The sequence below is a fragment of the Flavobacteriales bacterium genome, assembly GCA_016124845.1.
Lineage (GTDB): Bacteria > Bacteroidota > Bacteroidia > UBA10329 > UBA10329 > UBA10329.
Window position 1 is genome coordinate 1 of the sequence record WGMW01000061.1, and the last position, 19,571, is coordinate 19,571.

The 19,571-nt window shown below is 49.6% G+C and carries 12 protein-coding genes; 7 read left to right on the forward strand and 5 right to left on the reverse strand.

Annotated elements, in window-relative coordinates:
• The 7 genes from GC178_18320 to GC178_18350 form a co-directional block, all read left to right on the forward strand.
• The coding region (locus GC178_18320) for a DUF1566 domain-containing protein (GenBank protein MBI1289527.1) at positions 1 to 1,719 on the forward strand (1,719 nt) is incomplete at its 5' end.
• Between the two features lie 25 nt (positions 1,720 to 1,744).
• On the forward strand, positions 1,745 to 4,258 hold the full coding sequence (locus GC178_18325; GenBank protein ID MBI1289528.1) for a hypothetical protein: 2,514 nt from the start codon (positions 1,745 to 1,747) through the stop codon (positions 4,256 to 4,258).
• Positions 4,259 to 6,847, forward strand: coding sequence for a hypothetical protein (locus GC178_18330; protein MBI1289529.1), 2,589 nt, complete (start codon positions 4,259 to 4,261; stop codon positions 6,845 to 6,847). It begins immediately after the preceding gene.
• 19 nt (positions 6,848 to 6,866) lie between these two features.
• Positions 6,867 to 7,304: a hypothetical protein gene (locus GC178_18335; GenBank protein ID MBI1289530.1), complete on the forward strand. Its 438-nt coding sequence runs from the start codon at positions 6,867 to 6,869 to the stop codon at positions 7,302 to 7,304.
• Positions 7,301 to 9,187, forward strand: coding sequence for a tetratricopeptide repeat protein (locus tag GC178_18340; protein ID MBI1289531.1), 1,887 nt, complete (start codon positions 7,301 to 7,303; stop codon positions 9,185 to 9,187). The genes GC178_18335 and GC178_18340 overlap by 4 nt, the downstream gene beginning before the upstream one ends.
• Before the next feature lie 63 nt (positions 9,188 to 9,250).
• Positions 9,251 to 10,957, forward strand: a complete 1,707-nt coding sequence (locus GC178_18345; protein MBI1289532.1) for a hypothetical protein — start codon at positions 9,251 to 9,253, stop codon at positions 10,955 to 10,957.
• Positions 10,954 to 12,837, forward strand: coding sequence for a tetratricopeptide repeat protein (locus GC178_18350; GenBank protein ID MBI1289533.1), 1,884 nt, complete (start codon positions 10,954 to 10,956; stop codon positions 12,835 to 12,837). Before GC178_18345 ends, GC178_18350 begins: the two co-directional genes overlap by 4 nt.
• Here the strand turns inward: GC178_18350 and GC178_18355 are convergent.
• From GC178_18355 to GC178_18375, 5 genes are read right to left on the reverse strand one after another with little or no spacing between them, the layout of a single operon-like run.
• Entirely contained in the window at positions 12,834 to 14,144 is a 1,311-nt protein-coding gene (locus GC178_18355) for a hypothetical protein (protein MBI1289534.1), read from the reverse strand. The two genes, GC178_18350 and GC178_18355, sit on opposite strands and share 4 nt — an antisense overlap.
• A 3-nt stretch (positions 14,145 to 14,147) precedes the next feature.
• A complete protein-coding gene (locus GC178_18360; GenBank protein MBI1289535.1) occupies positions 14,148 to 16,709 on the reverse strand; it encodes a hypothetical protein in 2,562 nt (853 codons plus the stop codon).
• Positions 16,702 to 17,409 (reverse strand): hypothetical protein, encoded by a 708-nt coding sequence (locus GC178_18365; GenBank protein MBI1289536.1) that lies wholly within the window; start codon positions 17,407 to 17,409, stop codon positions 16,702 to 16,704. Before GC178_18365 ends, GC178_18360 begins: the two co-directional genes overlap by 8 nt.
• Positions 17,410 to 17,424: 15 nt before the next feature.
• On the reverse strand, positions 17,425 to 18,444 hold the full coding sequence (locus tag GC178_18370; protein MBI1289537.1) for a hypothetical protein: 1,020 nt from the start codon (positions 18,442 to 18,444) through the stop codon (positions 17,425 to 17,427).
• Positions 18,441 to 19,523: a glycosyltransferase gene (locus tag GC178_18375; protein ID MBI1289538.1), complete on the reverse strand. Its 1,083-nt coding sequence runs from the start codon at positions 19,521 to 19,523 to the stop codon at positions 18,441 to 18,443. The genes GC178_18370 and GC178_18375 overlap by 4 nt, the downstream gene beginning before the upstream one ends.
• Between the last annotated feature and the right edge of the window lie 48 nt (positions 19,524 to 19,571).

Here is a 19,571-nt window from a genome sequence, read left to right on the forward strand (position 1 = left end):
GACGGAGCGACAGGTCCAACGGGCCCAACGGGCGCAGCTGGAACCAACGGAGTAGACGGAGCCACAGGCCCGACAGGACCGACAGGTGCGGCAGGCAGCAACGGAGTAGACGGAGCGACAGGTCCAACGGGAGCCGCGGGAACGAACGGAGTAGACGGAGCGACAGGTCCGACAGGCCCAACTGGAGCAGCCGGAACCAACGGAGTAGACGGAGCGACAGGCCCGACAGGCCCAACGGGTGCAGCCGGAACCAACGGAGTAGACGGAGCGACAGGCCCGACAGGCCCAACTGGAGCGGCAGGAACCAATGGAGTTGACGGAGCCACAGGCCCGACAGGCCCAACGGGTGCAGCTGGAACCAACGGAGTAGATGGAGCTACAGGCCCGACAGGACCGGCAGGTGCGGCAGGAAGCAATGGAGTTGACGGAGCGACAGGTCCAACGGGCCCAACGGGCGCAGCTGGAACCAACGGAGTAGACGGAGCGACAGGCCCGACAGGCCCAACTGGTGCAGCTGGAACGAACGGAGTAGACGGAGCGACAGGCCCAACTGGAGCAGCCGGAACCAACGGAGTAGACGGAGCCACAGGCCCGACAGGACCGACAGGTGCGGCAGGCAGCAACGGAGTAGACGGAGCGACAGGCCCGACAGGCCCAACTGGTGCAGCTGGAACGAACGGAGTAGATGGAGCGACAGGTCCAACGGGTGCCGCAGGAACCAACGGAGTAGACGGGGCGACAGGCCCGACAGGCCCAACTGGAGCGGCAGGAACCAATGGAGTTGACGGAGCGACAGGCCCGACAGGCCCAACTGGAGCAGCCGGAACCAACGGAGTAGACGGAGCAACAGGACCAACAGGTGCCGCAGGTGCTACTGGTCCAACTGGTTCATTCGGTGTGACAGGAACTACTGGACAGACGATATACTATGATGGTTCTGATTGGGTGGCTACAGATAATCTCTACAATGATGGAACCAACGTGGGAATTGGCTCTGTAAGCCCTTCAGAAAAATTGGAAGTTGACGGAAATATTGAAATCGGTCAATACCGTCAAGTTCAGTCTTCTGGAGGAAGTTATATCTACTTGGGAGACACGGCAAAATTTGCGAGTAGCAATTACAGCATGTATCTCATCACGGGAGGAAGTACTACTGTGATGGAGTTGAATTCTGGTCTCGTGATTTCAAACAAGGATCTTTATGTAGCGAGTGGTCAGAACGTGGGCATCGGAGTAGAACCAGCAGAATCTGAGTTGCATGTAGTAGGAAACATCAAGCAGGTGGATGGTAGTCAGGCTACGGGTTACGTGCTCGCCTCTGATTCGACCGGGGTGGGTACATGGACCGATCCTTCCACGCTGGGGGTACCGGATACATCACAGCCGGTTCCGATCAAACTTTGGGGTGATATCATCTATGTTCATCCTCATGACAATGCTTCTGGACAGGATTGGTCAACGGCAGTTTCCACTTGTGATAACCTGACGGCATTCGGCAAATCTGACTGGTATCTACCATCACTTATGGAACTTGATGCCATTTACAAGCAATCATATCTGATCGGAGATCTTGAACAGAATCCAGATTGGTTGTACTGGAGCAGTACAGAATATGATGTAAGTAATGCTTATGCGTTAAGGATGGATTACGGACCACAGGACATTGATGATAAGACAGCATCATCCAAGTATCGTGTAAGATGCATCAGAAAGAACTAAGAGAAACCGAAGAAACAAGTAGGATATGAAAAACTTACTCAAAATATCGCTGAGTATCCTGTTCTGTTTTACAGGGTCTTTCTCGGTGTCAAATGCTCAAACCTTCAATGAATCATTGGGTACCGGTGCTGGTGCCAGCATTACGTCTGGAGATTATAACGTGCTAATTGGTGACAGTTCGGGACCATTTCTAAGTACAGGTAGTCGAAACATTATGGTAGGTTACACTGCCGGTTATAATCAGAAGACTGCTTCGGCAAATGTCTTCATCGGTTATTACGCAGGGGGTAATAATACCACTGGTAGCGATAAGATTCTTATCGGTGATTACGCGGGTGGTGGACATTCTACGGATGGTGGTAGTTCCTCAGACTGGGTCATTATCGGTGCAGATGCTGGAGGTTATGCAACTACCGGTTCGGACCTCACATTTATTGGTGATGAGGCAGGGAAGGTTCATACTACTGGTTCTGACTGTACCTTTATTGGAGAAGATGCTGGTTATAATAACACGACTGCAAGTGATAATACGTTCATCGGTTCTGCTTGTGGTCGAAGCAACACGACCGGGTACCGGAATACTGCAGTAGGTAATGAAGCTCTATATGATGTCAGTACCTCACATCATAACACGGCTATTGGTGATTCTGCTGGAACAGATGTAGGGGATGGTATTTACAACACATTCATAGGTGCTGCTTCGGGTGCTGCCACGGAGCATGCTGACCGGAATACCTTTGTTGGAGCATACGCTGGTTGGGATAATAACCGAACGAATAATACCGATGATGCCAACGAGAATACCTACGTAGGTTTTTATTGTGGTTATTCCAATCGAGAAGGACAATACAATGTGGGAATGGGAGCCTATGCCGATTTTGGATATACTATCAGTGAACGAAATGTTTTTCTCGGAGCGTATTCCAATCTTCGCGGTGATGATAACGTGTTGCTGGGGTATTCGGCCGATGCGTACGTTGGCACCAGCACGAGCCGAACGATTCTTATTGGCTCGGAATCAAAGTCCAAAGATGATGATGCGTTGGCCATTGGATATCAGGCAAACATTGCCACGACTGATTCGCGTTATTCTTCTGCCATTGGCAACTATTCTGAGAACAGTGCCCAGAAAACGCAGATATGGGGGCATAGTGCCAATGCTGCTGCTGAAGCAGATTTTTCAGTTGGCATCGGCCATGAGGTTAATTTGGATTCTCTTGGTGTCATCGCGTTGGGGTATCAATCGGCTGGGCAAGGGGATTACGGTATTGCCATCGGTTATACTGCGGGTGTAACAGCCACTAAATCGGTTTCCATAGGATATGCATCTTCTGTTTCAGATACGGCAAGTGTTGGTATCGGCTCATCTGTATCAGTTGCTGGTAGTTCATCGGTGGCCATCGGAGCATCATCCTCTGCTGCCAATGCAAACGGTGTGGCCATCGGACATTCAACTGTACTTTCTGCAGACAGTGCTGTAGCAATTGGTTTCAGTTCATCGGTGTCGGGAGTGTATGGTATCGCCTTGGGGATTTCGGCACAAGCTTCTGGATCGGATGCCATTGCTTCAGGATATAACTCATCGGCTTCTGGGGACCACTCACTTGCGATTGGGCAGCAAGCTAATGTTTCCGGAGACAACAGTTACCTCATTGGTTATCAGGCATCCACCACGGGAAATAATACGGTGGGTATCGGTTATCAGGCGGCTCCTGATTCACTCGGTTCCGTTGCAATCGGCTCTGGTTCTCATACACAGGATTACTATGGCGTAGCGATTGGCTATTCTGCGCAAGTGTTGAACTCGGACAATGGTGTTGCTATCGGCTATCAGGCCAAGGTCAATAACAGCGCTGATTATTCTATTGCCATCGGATATTCTTCATTGGTGGGCTCGAACCATGCGAGTTCCATTGCCATCGGAAATAATGCTACGGCATCAAATGATAATGCGATTGCGTTCGGATACAACGCAACCGTTTCTGCGGACAACATGATCTCATTGGGGAACAGCAGTACGGAAACCATCCGTGGGTATGTGAACTTCACGGCTACCTCTGATGGGCGTTTTAAACGGAATGTTCAGGAAAATGTGGTCGGGCTCGAATTCATTAATCGACTTCGCCCCGTTACCTACAATTATGATGTGGATGCGATTGAAGCATTCTACGGAAGAGTAGTTCCTGCCGATCTGAGAGAGGCCGCGGATAGAAAAGAACGCCAGTTGATAACTGGATTCATTGCGCAGGAAGTAGAGGCTGCCGCCAAAGAGGTGGCCTACGATTTCTCAGGTATTGACCTTCCGAATGACGACCAGGATCATTACGGTTTGCGCTATGCGGAGTTTGTGGTGCCATTGGTAAAGGCCACGCAGGAACTGAACGCCAAAGTGGTTTCGCAGCAATTGGTGATCGACCGGCAGAAACAGACCATTGAGGAATATGAGGCTGCATTGAAGACAATGAAAGAGAAACTGAACGACCTGAAAGCGCAAGCAGACAGGAACTCGGCCAGTTTCGGAATCAGCCAATCCAAATAATTGCAGTTGAACGAAATGACCTTCAAGATGCAACATTGGATTTCAAACAGCAACGTAGACCGAACAATGAAAAAGGCAGGTAGACTCGTTCTGGTACTTAGTGGTTGTCTCGTCTTTTTTATTCCATTTGCAAGCTCGCAGACCTTCAATGAATCGTTAGGAACAGGGGCCGGAGCAAGCATTACTTCCGGTGATTATAATGTGTTTATCGGTGATAGTGCAGGCGCCAGCGTAAGTACAGGAAGCCATCACATTATGATCGGTTTTGATGCTGGGCGCTACACCACCAGTGGCACATATGGAGATGTATTCATCGGCTATTATGCAGGTCTTTGGAACACTACAGGTTATGATAACATAGCTATTGGTGATTATGCCTACGGTGGGGGAAACTCAGACTATGCTACAGGACGCTCTGGAAATTCAGATAATATCGTAATAGGCGCAGATGCAGGACGCTTGATGACCGCTGGGGCCTACGACAACACTTTCATTGGAGATGAGGCCGGTAAGAACCATACCACGGGTGATGACTGTACTTTCATTGGAGAAGATGCTGGCTACAACAATACCACCGCAAGCGACAATACGTTCGTTGGATCTGCCGCAGGTCGTAGTAATACAACAGGTTATCGGAACACATCATTGGGGAATGAAGCCCTTTATGATGTTTCAACTGGGCACCATAATACGGCACTTGGCGATTCTGCCGGAACAGACGTAGGGCAGGGTATTTATAATACGTTCATTGGTGCTGCCTCTGGTGCGGCCACCGAGTATGCTGACCGAAATACCTTTGTTGGAGCCTACGCAGGTTGGGATAACAATCGGACCAATGGTACCAATGGTGAAGGTGAGGAGAACACGTATGTGGGATTTACTGCAGGTTACTCCAATCGGGAGGGAAACTATAACGTGGGTATGGGTGCTTATGCTGATTTCAACGGTACTGTGCGTTCAAGAAATGTATTTGTTGGAGCATATAGTGAGGTAAATGGGGATGATAACGTAGTGGTCGGCTATTCAGGCGAGGTACACACTAATACCCGCTCAATCTCCATCGGATCATATTCAGATGTGCAGCATAATGATGCCTTGGCAATCGGCTACAACGCCAGTATTTCAAATTCTTCGCGCTATTCTTCAGCTATCGGAAGCAACTCGAATAATGATGCAACTAAAACCCAGCTTTGGGGAGCCAGTTCCGATGCGGCAGCGCAAGCCGATCAGTCAATAGGTATTGGTCACGAAGTGAACTTGGATTCCGTTGGGGTTATTGCATTGGGCTATCAGGCCGTAGGCCAGAGCGACTACGGGATTGCCATAGGTTATACAGCGTCTGTTACAAGAGAGAAGTCAGTTGCCATCGGGTATACTGCCTCTGTTTCAGATACGGCAAGTGTGGGTATCGGGTCAGCGGTTACTGTTACCGGTAGCTCATCGGTGGCCATCGGGGCATCTTCCTCGGTCGCTAATTTTCGCGGTGTTGCCATTGGGTATTCGACTGCGCTTACCGCGGATAGTGCAGTGGCCATTGGTTACGGCTCTTCAGTCTCTGGTGCTTACGGAATTGCATTGGGTGTATTGGCACAAGCTACTACTGGTTCGGATGCAATTGCGGCCGGTTACACAGCCTCTGCCTCTGGAAACCACTCAGCTGCCATTGGTCAGGAAGCATCTGTTTCTGGAGATAAAAGTTACCTCATAGGCTATCAAACGACTACCACCGCTGATGAAGCTATAGGTATCGGTTATCAGGCATCGCCAGATTCTATCGGTACGATCGCCATTGGTTCAGCGGCTACAGGTGAAGACATTTATGCCGTTGGCATTGGGCATACGGCCGAAGCGAGAGGGCCTTATTCTGTTGCAATTGGTTATCAGTCCCGTGTAAGTTATCTGGCTGATTATGGTATTTCAATCGGATATTCTTCCAATGTTGGGAACAACGATGATAACGCGATCGCAATCGGTAATAACGCTACTGCAAGCCATAGTAATACCATCGCATTCGGTTACAATGCAACTGTTTCTGCGGACAATATTGTCTCCATGGGGAACAGCAGCACCGAGACCATCCGTGGGTATGTGAACTTTACTTCTACTTCAGACAGAAGATTTAAGCGAAATATTCAGGAGAATGTTGTTGGTCTTGAGTTCATTACCAGATTGCGTCCCGTTACTTACAATTTCGATGTGGATGCGATTGAGGCATTCTACGGCCGAACGGTTCCTGCGGATCTTCGGGAAGCAGCAGATAGAAAAGAACGCCAGTTGGTAACTGGTTTCATTGCGCAGGAAGTGGAAGCAGCTGCCAAAGACGCTGGTTATGAGTTCTCAGGTATCGACATGCCAAACAGCGAGGAAGACCATTATGGCTTGCGTTATGCAGAGTTTGTGGTGCCTTTGGTAAAGGCTGCACAGGAATTGGATGCAGCCATCCAAGAGGGTGACATGACCTTGAATGCGGCTCAGAATTCACTTCGAACACAGACATCTGAATTGGATCAGATGAAAGCGGAACTTGCCGATCTTGAAAAGCAGATCAATGCCAATTCGCGGCAATTGGGCTACGGGTCGTCTCGATAACCCTTAATTTCTTGTTGAAATGTTGCGCCTTGCAAAGCTCACTTTCTTGTTCTGTTTTTGCTGGAGCATTTCGGCTTTGGCTCAAACGTCAGATTCAACTTCCGTTCAGGTAGGATTTTCTGGCACGTTGACGCAGGCCACAGAACTGGCCCGTGAAAAAGGCATGAATTTCTTTGTGGTGGTTTGGGAGGATGAGGAAAGTCCTGCGTACAAAAACCTTGTAACGATACTGAGCGATTCAACAGTTATTCAAGCATTTGATGGGAAGGTTCTTCCACTTGTGGCTCAACGCACCACCTCAAACGGCATGAACTTGGAGAAACAGTTTGGATTTACGGAATTTCCAACAGCCATGTTTGTGAGTTTGGAAGGTGAAGAACTCTACACGTTGGAGGCTCCAGCAAAGTTGGCGGCCGATCAGCTTATCGACCTCTACGAACGAAACGCCAGACCGTGATCTTTCGGAGAATTTCCGAGCTGCCCAATTACGCCATTCACCTCATTCTCATGGTGCTGGCCGCAGCGGTCTATTACCCGATGATGAATGCCGAGTTTGTGAGGTGGGATGACACCCACTACATTCTGCAAAACCTTTTGGTGAGGCATTTTTCTTGGGAAGCAGTGAAGGACATTTTCACCACCAAGCAGGTAATGGGAACTTACAGTCCGATAATCCTGCTTTCGTGGATGATAGATTACAAGATTGCAGGCTATGACCCGCGTTGGTTCCATGCCGTAAACTTCGGGTGGCATCTGCTGAATATCACCCTTGTGTACGGCCTGATCAAGCGTTGGTTTGCAAATAAGGAGGTGGCGCTGGTTTCGACATTACTGTTTGCCGTGCATCCGATGAATGTAGAGGTGGTGGCTTGGGCAACAGGTCGAAAAGACCTCATGTTCGTTGGTCTGCTTCTGCTATCGCTTTGGTTCTACCATAAGTATGCGATTGGAAAAAGACCTTTGGTCATTTACGGACTGACGCTGTTGTTCTTTGTGCTTGCCGTTCTGGCAAAGGCGGTGGCGGTCGTTCTGCCTGTCATTCTGCTGTTGTTGGATGTCTTTGTTTACCGCAAGAAATTCAGCTTCAAACTCGTATTGGAAAAGCTGCCATTCTTTGTGATTGCGTTGGCGGGTGGTATTTGGGCCATTGTCGCGCAGAAGGATGTGGGTGCCATCCAATCTGCCAACGACATTCCAGTTTGGATGACTCCTTTTCTGTTCACGTACCGAATAGCGCAATACCTCATCCGTTTCGTCTGGCCGCCATACCTCAGCAACTTTTATCCGTTCGATGAAATGCTCGGGCAAGGCCTGCCATGGTATGTTTTCGCCTCGCTTCCAGCGGTTCTGTTTCTATTTTTTCTTCTTTGGAGATACGGTCGCAAACTGCCGCTGACGTTTTTCGGTGTACTGTTCTTCACGGTCTGCCTGCTTCCCGTACTTCAACTCATTCCGCTTGGTAATTCGCTTATTGCCGACCGCTACGTGTACCTGCCATATATCGGCCTGTTCATTTCGCTGGTTCTGGTATTGGTGGAAGTGGGAAAAACGGCTTCCAAACCGATGAATCTGAGTTTGAACGTTATCGTTCTGGTGTGGATAATTGCCCTTGGATTCAGAGCCAATCTGCAGGCCAGGGTTTGGGAAAGCGACCGTACGCTCTGGTCAAACTACATTGAACATTACCCTGATGACGACATGGGTTACGGAAAACTCGGCATTTACTATGCCGACCACGGTGAGATGGAAGAAGCAATGGATTGCTTTAACAAGGAAGTTGAAAAAGACCCTGATTTCTATTCGGGTTATACCAATCGCGGGTTGGCGTATGAAGAAATGGGCGATTTTGACCGCGCCTTTGCTGACCTGAACAAGGCCATCGAGCTGAGAGATGATTTTGCCATGTCCCGCATCAATCGCGGGTTGGCGTATTTGAATACTGGTCAGCTGCAAAAAGCATTGGCCGATCTTGAAAAGGCCATTGAATTGGAACCGCAGAACCCTGCCGCGCATTACAATTTGGCTTTGACCATGGAACGCCTCCAGAAAGTACCAGAGGCACTTGATCATTACTCAAAGGCAATCGAGATCGACCCGAAAAATCCTGAACTCTATTACCATCGAGGCAGGTTGTATGCGCTGACATTTAAACTGAATGAGGGTTTGGCAGATATTGACCGCGCCTTGGAACTCAACGGCAATGACCCGAAGTATTACGTGCTGAGGTCGGAGATATACATTTCAAAGGGAGATAAGCGGATGGCCAAGGAAAATGCGTTACAGGCCAAGGCCAGAGGCGGAGTTGTCTCCGAGCAATACATGCGGATGTTGGACGACTGATTCCCCACCGTAGGTGCATTCTCTATCTTGTAGCACTATTCACCGACCGAATTCCCGTCTGGGATGCCCAAACAAAAGAACATACTGCTTGTAGGGTTAAGCATCCTTGCCATGGCGCTGGTCTTTGCCAGCTTGGTCGACCCAGAATTTTGGTGGGGTATTCATTGGTTGGCATTTCTTCCAACGGAACTTAAAGTCGGATTTCTCCTGCTGGCAGCCGTTCCATTTTTGCTTTTGATCCCGAGCCTGAAGATTGATCGGTTACTCTCCAAGAGTTGGGCGAAATGGTCCGTTTTCAGTTTGCTTCTGCTCGGGGCACTTTTCATGTTCGATCACTTTCCCATTGTAATGGACATGTACGGGAATGCATATCAATATGTCGGTTTCCGTAATGAGATGTTCACCGCATACCCTGAACAGGCGATCGATGAACTGCTAACATTTGAACTGGTGCCTTCGGCTGGAAGAAAGACCATTCTGCACTCATACACGGTCATTTCCTATTATGCGGAACTTGAATACGGAACCATCTTCAAGTGGGCAGGACTCATTTTCGAATTCCTTTTCATCGGTCTTTGGATCTGGTTCGTCCATGGAAAGGTCAAGCAACCATTGTGGCAGATCATGTTGGTTATCATTGGAATTTTTGCACCGCTCACGCAAGTGTTCTATGATCACACCGAAACTTACGCGCCCTGTTTTTTCGCCATGCTGCTTTGGTTGGTGCTGATGGTTGCGCAGGTGCGTTCGCGCAATTCCAAACTGCTGTGGATGCTTGCCGTGCTGTATCTCATCAACGTGAAAATGCATCCCGTAACGGTGCTTCTGGGGCCTGCGCTTGCACTCGCCTTCGTTTATCAATATGCTTCGTCCAGATCATCATGGCTGTTCACTTGGAAAGGACTTTCAGGGGCGATCATTGCACCGATATTTTTGATGGGCGCGGTACTTTATTTCTTCATTCTCCATGATTATGATGATCCGCGTTTTTTGGAAGGTGTGACCGATGCCGAACGGGTCTTTCTACCGCTTCTTTCCCCAGCACCTCCGCTTGACAGATACAACCTGCTCAGCTTAAACCACATTGCCGATTACGCGAACATGATGCTTCATTGGTCCATTCCAGCTTGGCTTATTGTTGCTGGTGGGCTCGTGATAGTGGGTGCAAAAAGATTGTTCCACTCCGTGGAGAGCAAGCTCATATTCCTGACGCTCCTGCTGTTCGCATCCTTCTTCTTTGTGTTCAATCCGTTGCTTTCCATGCCCATGGATTGGGATGTTTTCTCATTCCCTGCCATTGTGCTATTGGTGCTCTCGGTATTGGTCGTAGAGCAGATTCAGGACGAACGAACAAGCAAGATCCTTGTTCCTGCGGCCATCTCCCTTCAGGTGCTGCTTATTCCCATGTTCCTCGTCAATGCAGATAAGAAAATGCTTTCCCAACGCTTGGAGAAGGTCGGGGTTCATGTCTTCAAAACGTATTATCTCCACTCGACCCGCATTCTTTTTGGTGCTTGGAACATGACCGAAAACGTGGATGAATACTTCAACAGAAAGCGGGCAATTGAAGATGAGTTACAACCGTTTGCCTTGCTTGGCAACGACCCGAAATATGCGAATCTTTTGATGGATGACGGGTTTTACTATCTCCGTTACGGAAACGATCCCGCAAAGGCGCTCGGTTTTCTGAGGGAGGCACTTCGGTACAATCCGAGTTCGGTTGAAATACAAGAGTTGTTGCGGGAAGCACAGGCAAACGTGAACCGATGAACGGGAGGCAGCGAAGCATAGGAGCTGTTGCTCTGATTCTGGTCTGTACCATTGCCGCCATGTTTCCAACCCTGCTCAATGGTTGGACCAGTTGGGATGATAAGGTCTATGTGCTCGATAACGCCTTGATTCAGCACCTTTCGTGGGCAAACCTCAAAGCGATCTTCACCACGTTGGAAGTCAATGGAACGTATTCTCCGTTGGTGCTTCTGAGTTGGGCAGCCAACTATTGGATTGAGGGAAATTCTCCGTTCGGCTACCATTTGCTCAACCTGTTGCTTCATGCAGCCAATGCAGTACTTGTTTTTCTATTTGTTCGCAGGCTGAGTGAAAGCCTGACCGTTGCCACGCTTGCAGCTCTCTTGTTCGGCATCCATCCCATGAATGTGGAGCCTGTGGCTTGGATAACAGGGCGGAAAGATGTTCTCTACGCGTTCTTCTCGCTGCTTTCACTTACCACGTATGTCAAATATGCGCAGCAGGGTTTCAAAAATCGAAGCTTGGTGTTTTGGTCGTGTCTGTTTTTGCTTTTCGCTTTGCTTTCCAAAGCCACAGCGGTTGTCGTACCCATTTGGATGTTGCTCATTGATCTGCGCTTCGCGGATCGATTGAACAAAAAGATCCTGTTGCAGAAGCTGCCATTTCTTTCCTTGGCCGGTGTTTTCGGACTGCTGGCCATCTATGCGCAGCAACAGACGCCAGCGCTCTCAACTGCTATTGATCGCTCATTCCTCCATTCTATTCTATCTGCGGGCTACAGCCATTTGATGTACTTTCTCAAAGCCCTGTTTCCGTTCCAATTGGCGGCATTTCATCCTTATCCGAAAGAAGGAATCACAACGGATCTGCTATCGTGGTTCGGTCTGATTCTTTGGCTCGGAACCGCTTTCGCAAGTGCCTTTTGGTTCTCCAAAAACAAGCGGTCGTTGACTGCCTTTGGAGTGTTGTTTTTCCTCATCGGCATCTTTCCTGTCTCGCAGATCATTCCTGTCGGGGAAGCCGTTCTGGCCGATCGCTACGCATACCTTCCGTACATCGGTCTGTTCGTGGCTTCAGTAGTTTTTCTTGAACGTTTGATGAATCGCAATGGGATCAAACCAATGCTCATTCAGGTGACGATTCTTGGCTATGCGTTCTGGTTGGGTTTCAGCTCATTCCAAACTGCCAGAACGTGGGAGAATGATGACACGCTTTGGACGAATGTGATGCGGATCTATCCCGATTGTGCCAAGGCGTATGTGAACCGAGGTTCATACTGCGCAAATAGGAATGAGACGGAGTTGGCGCTTTTGGACATGGAGAAGGCGCTGTCGTTGAATCCGAACATGCTCGAACTCCATCAACAACTTGGATTGCTTTACCAACGACTTGAGCGGTTCGATGACGCGGAAAGATCGTTCACCAACGCGCTGAAACTGGATCCAACGTACGAACCTGCATTATTGAACCGAGCCTTGAATTTCGCCTATCTGGGCAATTTGGAAAAAGCAATTACCGACCTCACGTTGGTTACGGTGGTCAACGAAAGCAACTCGCTGGCTTACCTGAACCGAGGTGTACTTTATGAGCAAGTAGGTGCGATGAACTTGGCGATGGCTGATTACACAAAGGTGGTTGAACTGAAGCCGCTTGAACACGAAGGATTCCAATATCGGGCCGTGTTGAATTTCAGGACAGGCGATCTGAATCAGGCGTTGCAAGATGCGTTGAAGTGGGAAGACCTACGGCCGAAAGATGCCAAGGCGCAACGCTGGCTTGCTCGCATCTATTTCAAATTAGATGATCTGGAGCTTGCCCGAACACATGCACGCAGGGCAGCAGAACTGGGCGGCCCATTGGAACCGCAGGAATTGGAGCAGCTCGGAACGGACCAACGCTAACGGTCCATCACCTCAAAACGACTGACACCGATCGATTTTCGGAAGTCATCATTGCTGTAAAAAATGGCAAACTGGTAATGGCCTGGTTGTAACTGAAACGTGGCCTTGTGTTCGGAAACTCCGTTCTGAGCCTGCCATTTTTCCTCCTCAAAAAGTGCCTCATCCCAATGATAACGGTAAAGAATATGCACCTCGCTTACTGTCGAATCAATCTCAACAAACAGGGTTTTCGGTCGGTCAACGAAGGTTTCCTGCGTGGTTACAAATCCGTACCACGGAAATGGACGTACCGCTTTGCCCTCAATTTCCTTCGCCTCAAATGAATCGTAAACTACGTTATCTGAAAACTGTGTCTCTATTTCAGTCTTCGTGAGATTGCCTACAATAGAGAAGGGTTGATCAGTGAAATGAATCCACGGTCCCGAAGCATTCGGTTCCTTATTATACAGCATGGCACTCCAAATGCACAGCTGCCGCAGGTAAAATGGGTCGGACAGCATTTGATGAAGTTGCATCAACTGGAATATCTGTAGCCGTATGTAGTGCGGACGATTTGGATAAAGTGGCCGTTGGTTGTACTTGGTCCACGAGCGTTGGTCGTAATATGGAAGCGCGGTTCGTAGGCTGACGAGGCACTCCTCCAAAATGCGGATGGCACGTGCGTCTGTGCGATAGATCAGGCAGTAGTCCATGAGCCCGAAAAGGCCGAACATGAACCCGTTCAACACCTCTGGGCTCTGCGGTGAGTTCGGGTACTCCTCTATCCACAGAAGATTTTCGGGTGTTCGAGAGAGGCATCCGCCCTTTTCCTGCGGCATCAGTAGCGTGTAGGCCAATTTCTCCACGGTCGGATAGACGCTCGTGTCCTTTGTCACAGCCGCATATCGCAACAGAAAGCTGATGCCCAGTCCCTGTGCCATGCCCGAATACCAAGGTGGCTGCAGGTCATTGTGTTCCGTCAGGTACGGAAGTCCTATGCCCTTGCCATCAAACAGCTCATGCACAAGATTCTTGTCCAAGAAATACGATAGCTGGTTCTTCGCCTTCTGCAGATATTCCTCATTTCCTGTCTGCTCGTATTCATTCAGGCAAAGAATGCCATAATAGCAGATGGAAACGGGATGATAATTGCCTTCGAGCTGGACGATGTTTCGCGCATCAAACTGCTTGGACGTGTCGTTCTCAAATCCTTCAATGTCCAAGCGGTCTACCACGCAGGAATAGCGGGCCAACGGCTGGCCGAACACATGAATTCCTGAGAGAAGAACCCAACAGACAACGACCATGAAACCGACAATTCTCTGCATCGGCTATGATTCGGTTGTTTCGGGCAAGTGCTCTTTCTTTCGGGCAAATAGGATTGAGCAACCGAAGATGGCAAGCAACCAAGTGCCTGACCCTGCGGCTGCCAACGGTTCTCCTTCTTTGAACGGTTTTGCTTCGTACTCGAATCGCACTTTGTGCAGACCAGGAGGTACGACAATTCCGCGCAGCAGGTAGTTGACGCGAACGTGTTCCACGGGCTCATCATCAATGAACGAATGCCAATAGTTGTTGCCCTGATACCAGATTTCGGACATCACCAAAAGCTTGGTTCTATCGGTAGAAACGAGATAGGCGACCTTACCTGGCGATCTGGCGCTCAGCTCAACCTTGCTGAATGCGGAAGCTGCGGTATCAACACTTGCAAGTTGACTCTTGAAACGCTCATCAACTGTGACGAATTTCGCTCTGTCCAGCTTGCTTAGAAGCTCCATTTCTTCGTCAGGACCATTGACCCATGCGAGGGAATCGACAAACCAGGCAAACCCGTTGGCGGTGATGTTCTCGCGGAAGTCGTTCATGCCATATCCGACCTTGAAAAACCGCGCATTCAGCATATTGAGAATGGGAACTTCGGCCTGCCGAGAACCAGATTTGACCATTTGAATCTCACGGTCAAGGTAATGGTCGGTCAGATCCTGAAACCGTCTGAGTTTGGCCGCGTGGTTTCCACCGATGTTGTTGAAATAGTACGATGGTCGGGCATCCTGCATCACGGCAGCCGTCAGGTCGATCACTCGATCACTTGCGAGTGCGATGCGGCTGATGGTAACATCCGCATCCGAAGGCGGTGAGGCTCTGATAAAATCTTCCGATTTGGCGAAGGTTGCACTTGTACTGTAAGGTCTGTCAACCAGTAGCAGATCGACCGTGGTCATTACGCCCAAAAGCAGAACGGCACGCGTACCACGAAGCCATCCTTTTATCCAAGAAAGCATGGCGATAACCACGATGATCAAAAGCACTGATCCACGGAACGCATCCGAACGCATCGCGCTTGCACGGTCGCTTCGGAGGGCTTCCAAAAGTCCGTCCACCACCTTTTCGGGATTTCCCAGATGGATCAGTTGGTTGCGGAAATTCTCATCAATGCCAACTCCGTGAGTTTCTGCGCCATAATCCCACGAAAAATCGAAATATGATGGGCCGATGAGCAAGAAGAACAGGAAGAACAGCGACAACGCGGCTCCACCACCGATCAGCACTTTCCTTTTTTGCTTGAGTTGCTCTGGGTCTTTCAGCAAACGATGCAGCCCATCAACCGACACCCAGGCCATCAGGCCAACGGCCAGGCCAAGCACCATGGACGGTGCGCGGAAACGATTGAAAAATGGGACGTGATCGAACATCAGTTGATTGATGAAACCTGTGTTGTCGCCAAGCGCAATGATGAAGTACAGCATCAGCATCGCACCAATGGTGATTCTCAGTTTCTTGGATCCGAACACCATTCCCAACAGGAAGAGACAGAACGCCACAATTCCGATGTACGTGGGCGATTCGTTCACAGGTTTTTCGCCCCAGAACAATGGCACAACCGCTTCATCTCCAGAAATTCTTGAACCCTGAAGCCCTGTGCGTTGGATGTATTTGTAAGATTCCGAATCCTTGCCGACCAGTTCATGTGCCGAACCTCCCACGATGTGCGGAAGGATCAGCGAGCCCATTTCCATCAGGTCGTGACTGAAAATGTACGCGTACTCGCGGTCGAGGCCATTGCTCTGACCTTGACTTTCGGCAGTAAGTATGCGCTTGCCACGGACCGAATCTTTCGTGTAAGCGTAATTGGACCAAAGCATGGAAATGTTCGGAAGCACTCCGATGATCACCGCCAATAATGCGAGGCCAACAGCTTTCGGAATCACAATTCCATCTTTCTCCCGTAAAAGCTGAATGCCACGGACCATGCCGAGTACAAAACCTCCGAGCAGCGCGTAATACGTGATCTGCAAGTGGTTGGTGGCCAAGTGCAACGCACCGAAAAGCACCATCAGAAAGAACCCGCGCAGAAACCTGCGGTCGAAAAGCAAGTACAGCCCGATCAGTATTGGCAGCGCGGTGGCAATGGCCTTGACCTTGGATGAGTGTCCTGCCGTCATGTTTCCCACATTGATGGTGGACAGGCCGAAGACCAACGCGCCCAAGAGTGCCAGCCAGACGGGATAGCCCGACACGACCAACGCAATGTAAAGACAGAGCATCGGGAACATGAGATGCACGATCTGTGGTTGCGTCCATTTTTCGAGCGAATTGACAAACCCAGATGCCCGGTTGTTGGGATAAACGGGATAGATGAGCGTGGTGGGCATGCCACAATAGCTTCGATCGGTCCAATTGGTCAGTTCGCCAGTCTGCTCATAATGCGCTTTCACATCGCGCTTCATGCCCAAACTGTGCAGTTTGTCGCCCTGCATGATCATCTTTCCCTGAAAAGCGGATGGCACCAGAATAAAGCATGTAAGCAGCATGACAGCAACCGCCACCAAGTGCTTGACTGCGGCCATGCTGAACCGTTGGATGGCTGATGTATTTTGCTTTTCCTCAGTCATTCGGCAACAGTTCGTTCAGGTTGAATTCTTCGGTCACCAGTTCTCCATTCTCTGAAGGTTTCATCAGAAAGACCATGGTTTCTGCCTCCTCGTTCAGCGACCAGTCCAGCAGTTCCCCGTTCGGGCTGGTAACCTCAAGTTCCTTCCCCGAACCGACATCCACCAATCGAAGTCCGTTCGTTGATCGTTCCAAAATGAACAGATGGCGCTTGGCCGTTCGCTGGTAGTCAAATGACTGATATTCAACACCTTTTGGTAAAAGCCAACTGTACGTATCCTTTTCCTGATCGTACTTGATAACGCCTGTGAACGGACCTTCAAATTCCACTTCCACCTTTCGTATCGGGTTCGGGTAGAATGGATTGCCAGATTCGAACGAAGTGCCTTGGACCAAAATGTTGCGGTTGTTCATATACCACGGCCCGACCGTGATGATCCAATAGGGCGTTCCGCTCACACCAATGGGCCGTCCGAGGGAAGATGGTGTGAAATCGGTGCCGAGGCGTTGGTTGATGGTTTCGACCGAGATCAGCGAATCGGTGTACGCCAAGAATGAAATGCGCGTGTGCCGCTCGGCCGTTTCCTCCTCTTTCCGAACGCCCTTTTCGGAGCATGAGGAAAGCATCGCAACGCAAAGAAGAAGCAGGCCGAAACCTGTTCCGATACTTGCGATGGCACGCTTCTGTGTGGTCTTTCTCATCAACGAATCACAAACTTACCTCAGTTTTTCACTCGCCCAAACCACAATTGCCTTGGCACTGATGACGTTTAGCGGAAACTCCAGCACCACATGCATGAAACTCAGTGCCAGCGCCCCATAAAACCCAAGGCGATAATCGATGATGAACAGGGCTGAAAACGTCAGCCAGATGGCGAGAATGAGCCAAGCGCGCTTGCCTGTAAGTCCTTTGTGCCAACCGATAATGGCCGTTTTGGTGAACCAGTTGAAGTAATGATACATGTACGCGAAGGCCACAAATCGCTGAAGTTTCAACTCCCAGTCTCCGTAGAAATAGAACGCGTTCGAATCGGTGAGGCCGAGCAGTTGCCCAACGCGGATGCTCAATCTGTGAAAACCAGAGGCAAGAAAGTTCTCCTTTGTCTGGTCGGCAAACGCGTAGAAGGAATGATCCACATCCACCAGCGCAATGAATGCAGGCGCGAGCAGCATGAGAAGAACCGAAAGAAACCCGATGGCCGATTGCGACTTGATGGCACCGTAAAGCATGAACGTGAGCGTGAACAGATACACATGGATCAGCGTTGGAACCAACGCGCCAAGCAGGACCAACTGTAATGGAAACAGGTTGGATGCGATGGCGATGCCCACTCCGAGCAACAGCCCGATGGTGCGTTTTACGGGGTCTTTGATCAATGCGAGAATTGCTGCCGACCAAATGGAAAGCAGCAGAAATTCGTTCGAATAACGGTCGATGTGAACGACCATTTGTGAGGGAATTCCGCTGGAAAGCAAACCCATGAAACCGAGTACTTTGGGAACCGTGAGAACAGCTACGACAATCCCGACAATCCATAGCCAAATCGTTTTCCCGCTCACGTAGTAGTTTCTATCGCGCAACCAGTTTATTTCGGTGAGATAGTGCAGCGGACCCAAGAATGCGTACGCCACCAAGAACGATCCGAACGGCATCAGGTAGGCCAAGGCCAATGCCAGTAGGATCAGCCCAAGGTTGAGCAGATCGATTCGTTCCGTTCTTGATGCAATGGCGGTCATGCGTTTTCTATCATCTCAACAAATGCCTGTTTACGACTTTCCAAAGCATACTTCTCCATAATACGTTCTCGGGCTTGTATGGAAAGGTTGACAAGTTTTTCGCTTTGCAATGCGGTCAATACTAATTCGTTGAGGCTTTCCAAAGAACGTTCCGTCAAAATAAAACCTGTATCTCCAACGATCTCGGGCATTTCGTTCACCGCAGAAACGATCGGCACACAGCCGCAAAGCATCGATTCGGCAAGCGCACAACCGAATCCCTCAAAAAGCGACAATTGCACAAAAAACACGCTTCGCTGAAAGTACCCCAAAAGTTCCGTTTGAGACATGTTTCCGACCACGGTCATGTTCTGCGGTAGCTTCACATTCGTTGGAACATCGCCAATAACCACGAAGGTTCTTTCTGAGAAACGTTCCGCCAGTTTCAAGAACAGTTCCCCGTCTCTTCGGGTAAATTGTCCCGTTCCAATTACGGTAATGAAATCGATGTTCTTTTCAGCCTCTGAAAGCGGTTTCCAGAACTCGGAATCAAAGCCATACGGAATGACTTTGAGCGGGGTGTTCAGCTTTGGGAAATGATGCTTCACTCCCTGATCACCGATCAGATCGGTACTATATGGATCGGCCGAATGGATCAGCGAATTGCTGAGCGGAACAACCGTAGTTGCGAGGCTGTAACTGAGACCGCATGCGAACTTGGGCAATGGTTTTCGCAACACTCCATATCCGATCTTCGGGGCGGCACAGCCATCGGTTCCTTGAACGATAATGAAGACAGGTTTCCTGAAAATCTTTCCAAGCAGTGTAGGAAGAACACTCCAATATCCACCGAACGAGCAAACAACAGCTTTGGAGGAAGAGAGATGCATCAACAGAAAAAAGAGTTGCGCAACCAGTTGGAACGGATTCATCCACTTTTTCGGCCAATCGTAGATGTTTTCAACCACCTCGTAGCGTGTGCGTAGCAGGTTGATGTCCGCTTGCACAAAGGTCGGTCGCTCTGGTGCTATGAAAATGATCCGTTCGATCTCTGAAATCTGAGTATGCGAAGGTAACCTGTAACTGTACTCAGGTCTCATACGAATGCAATGCCTTTGAGAACCTGTATCTTTCCTGCTCAATTTTGG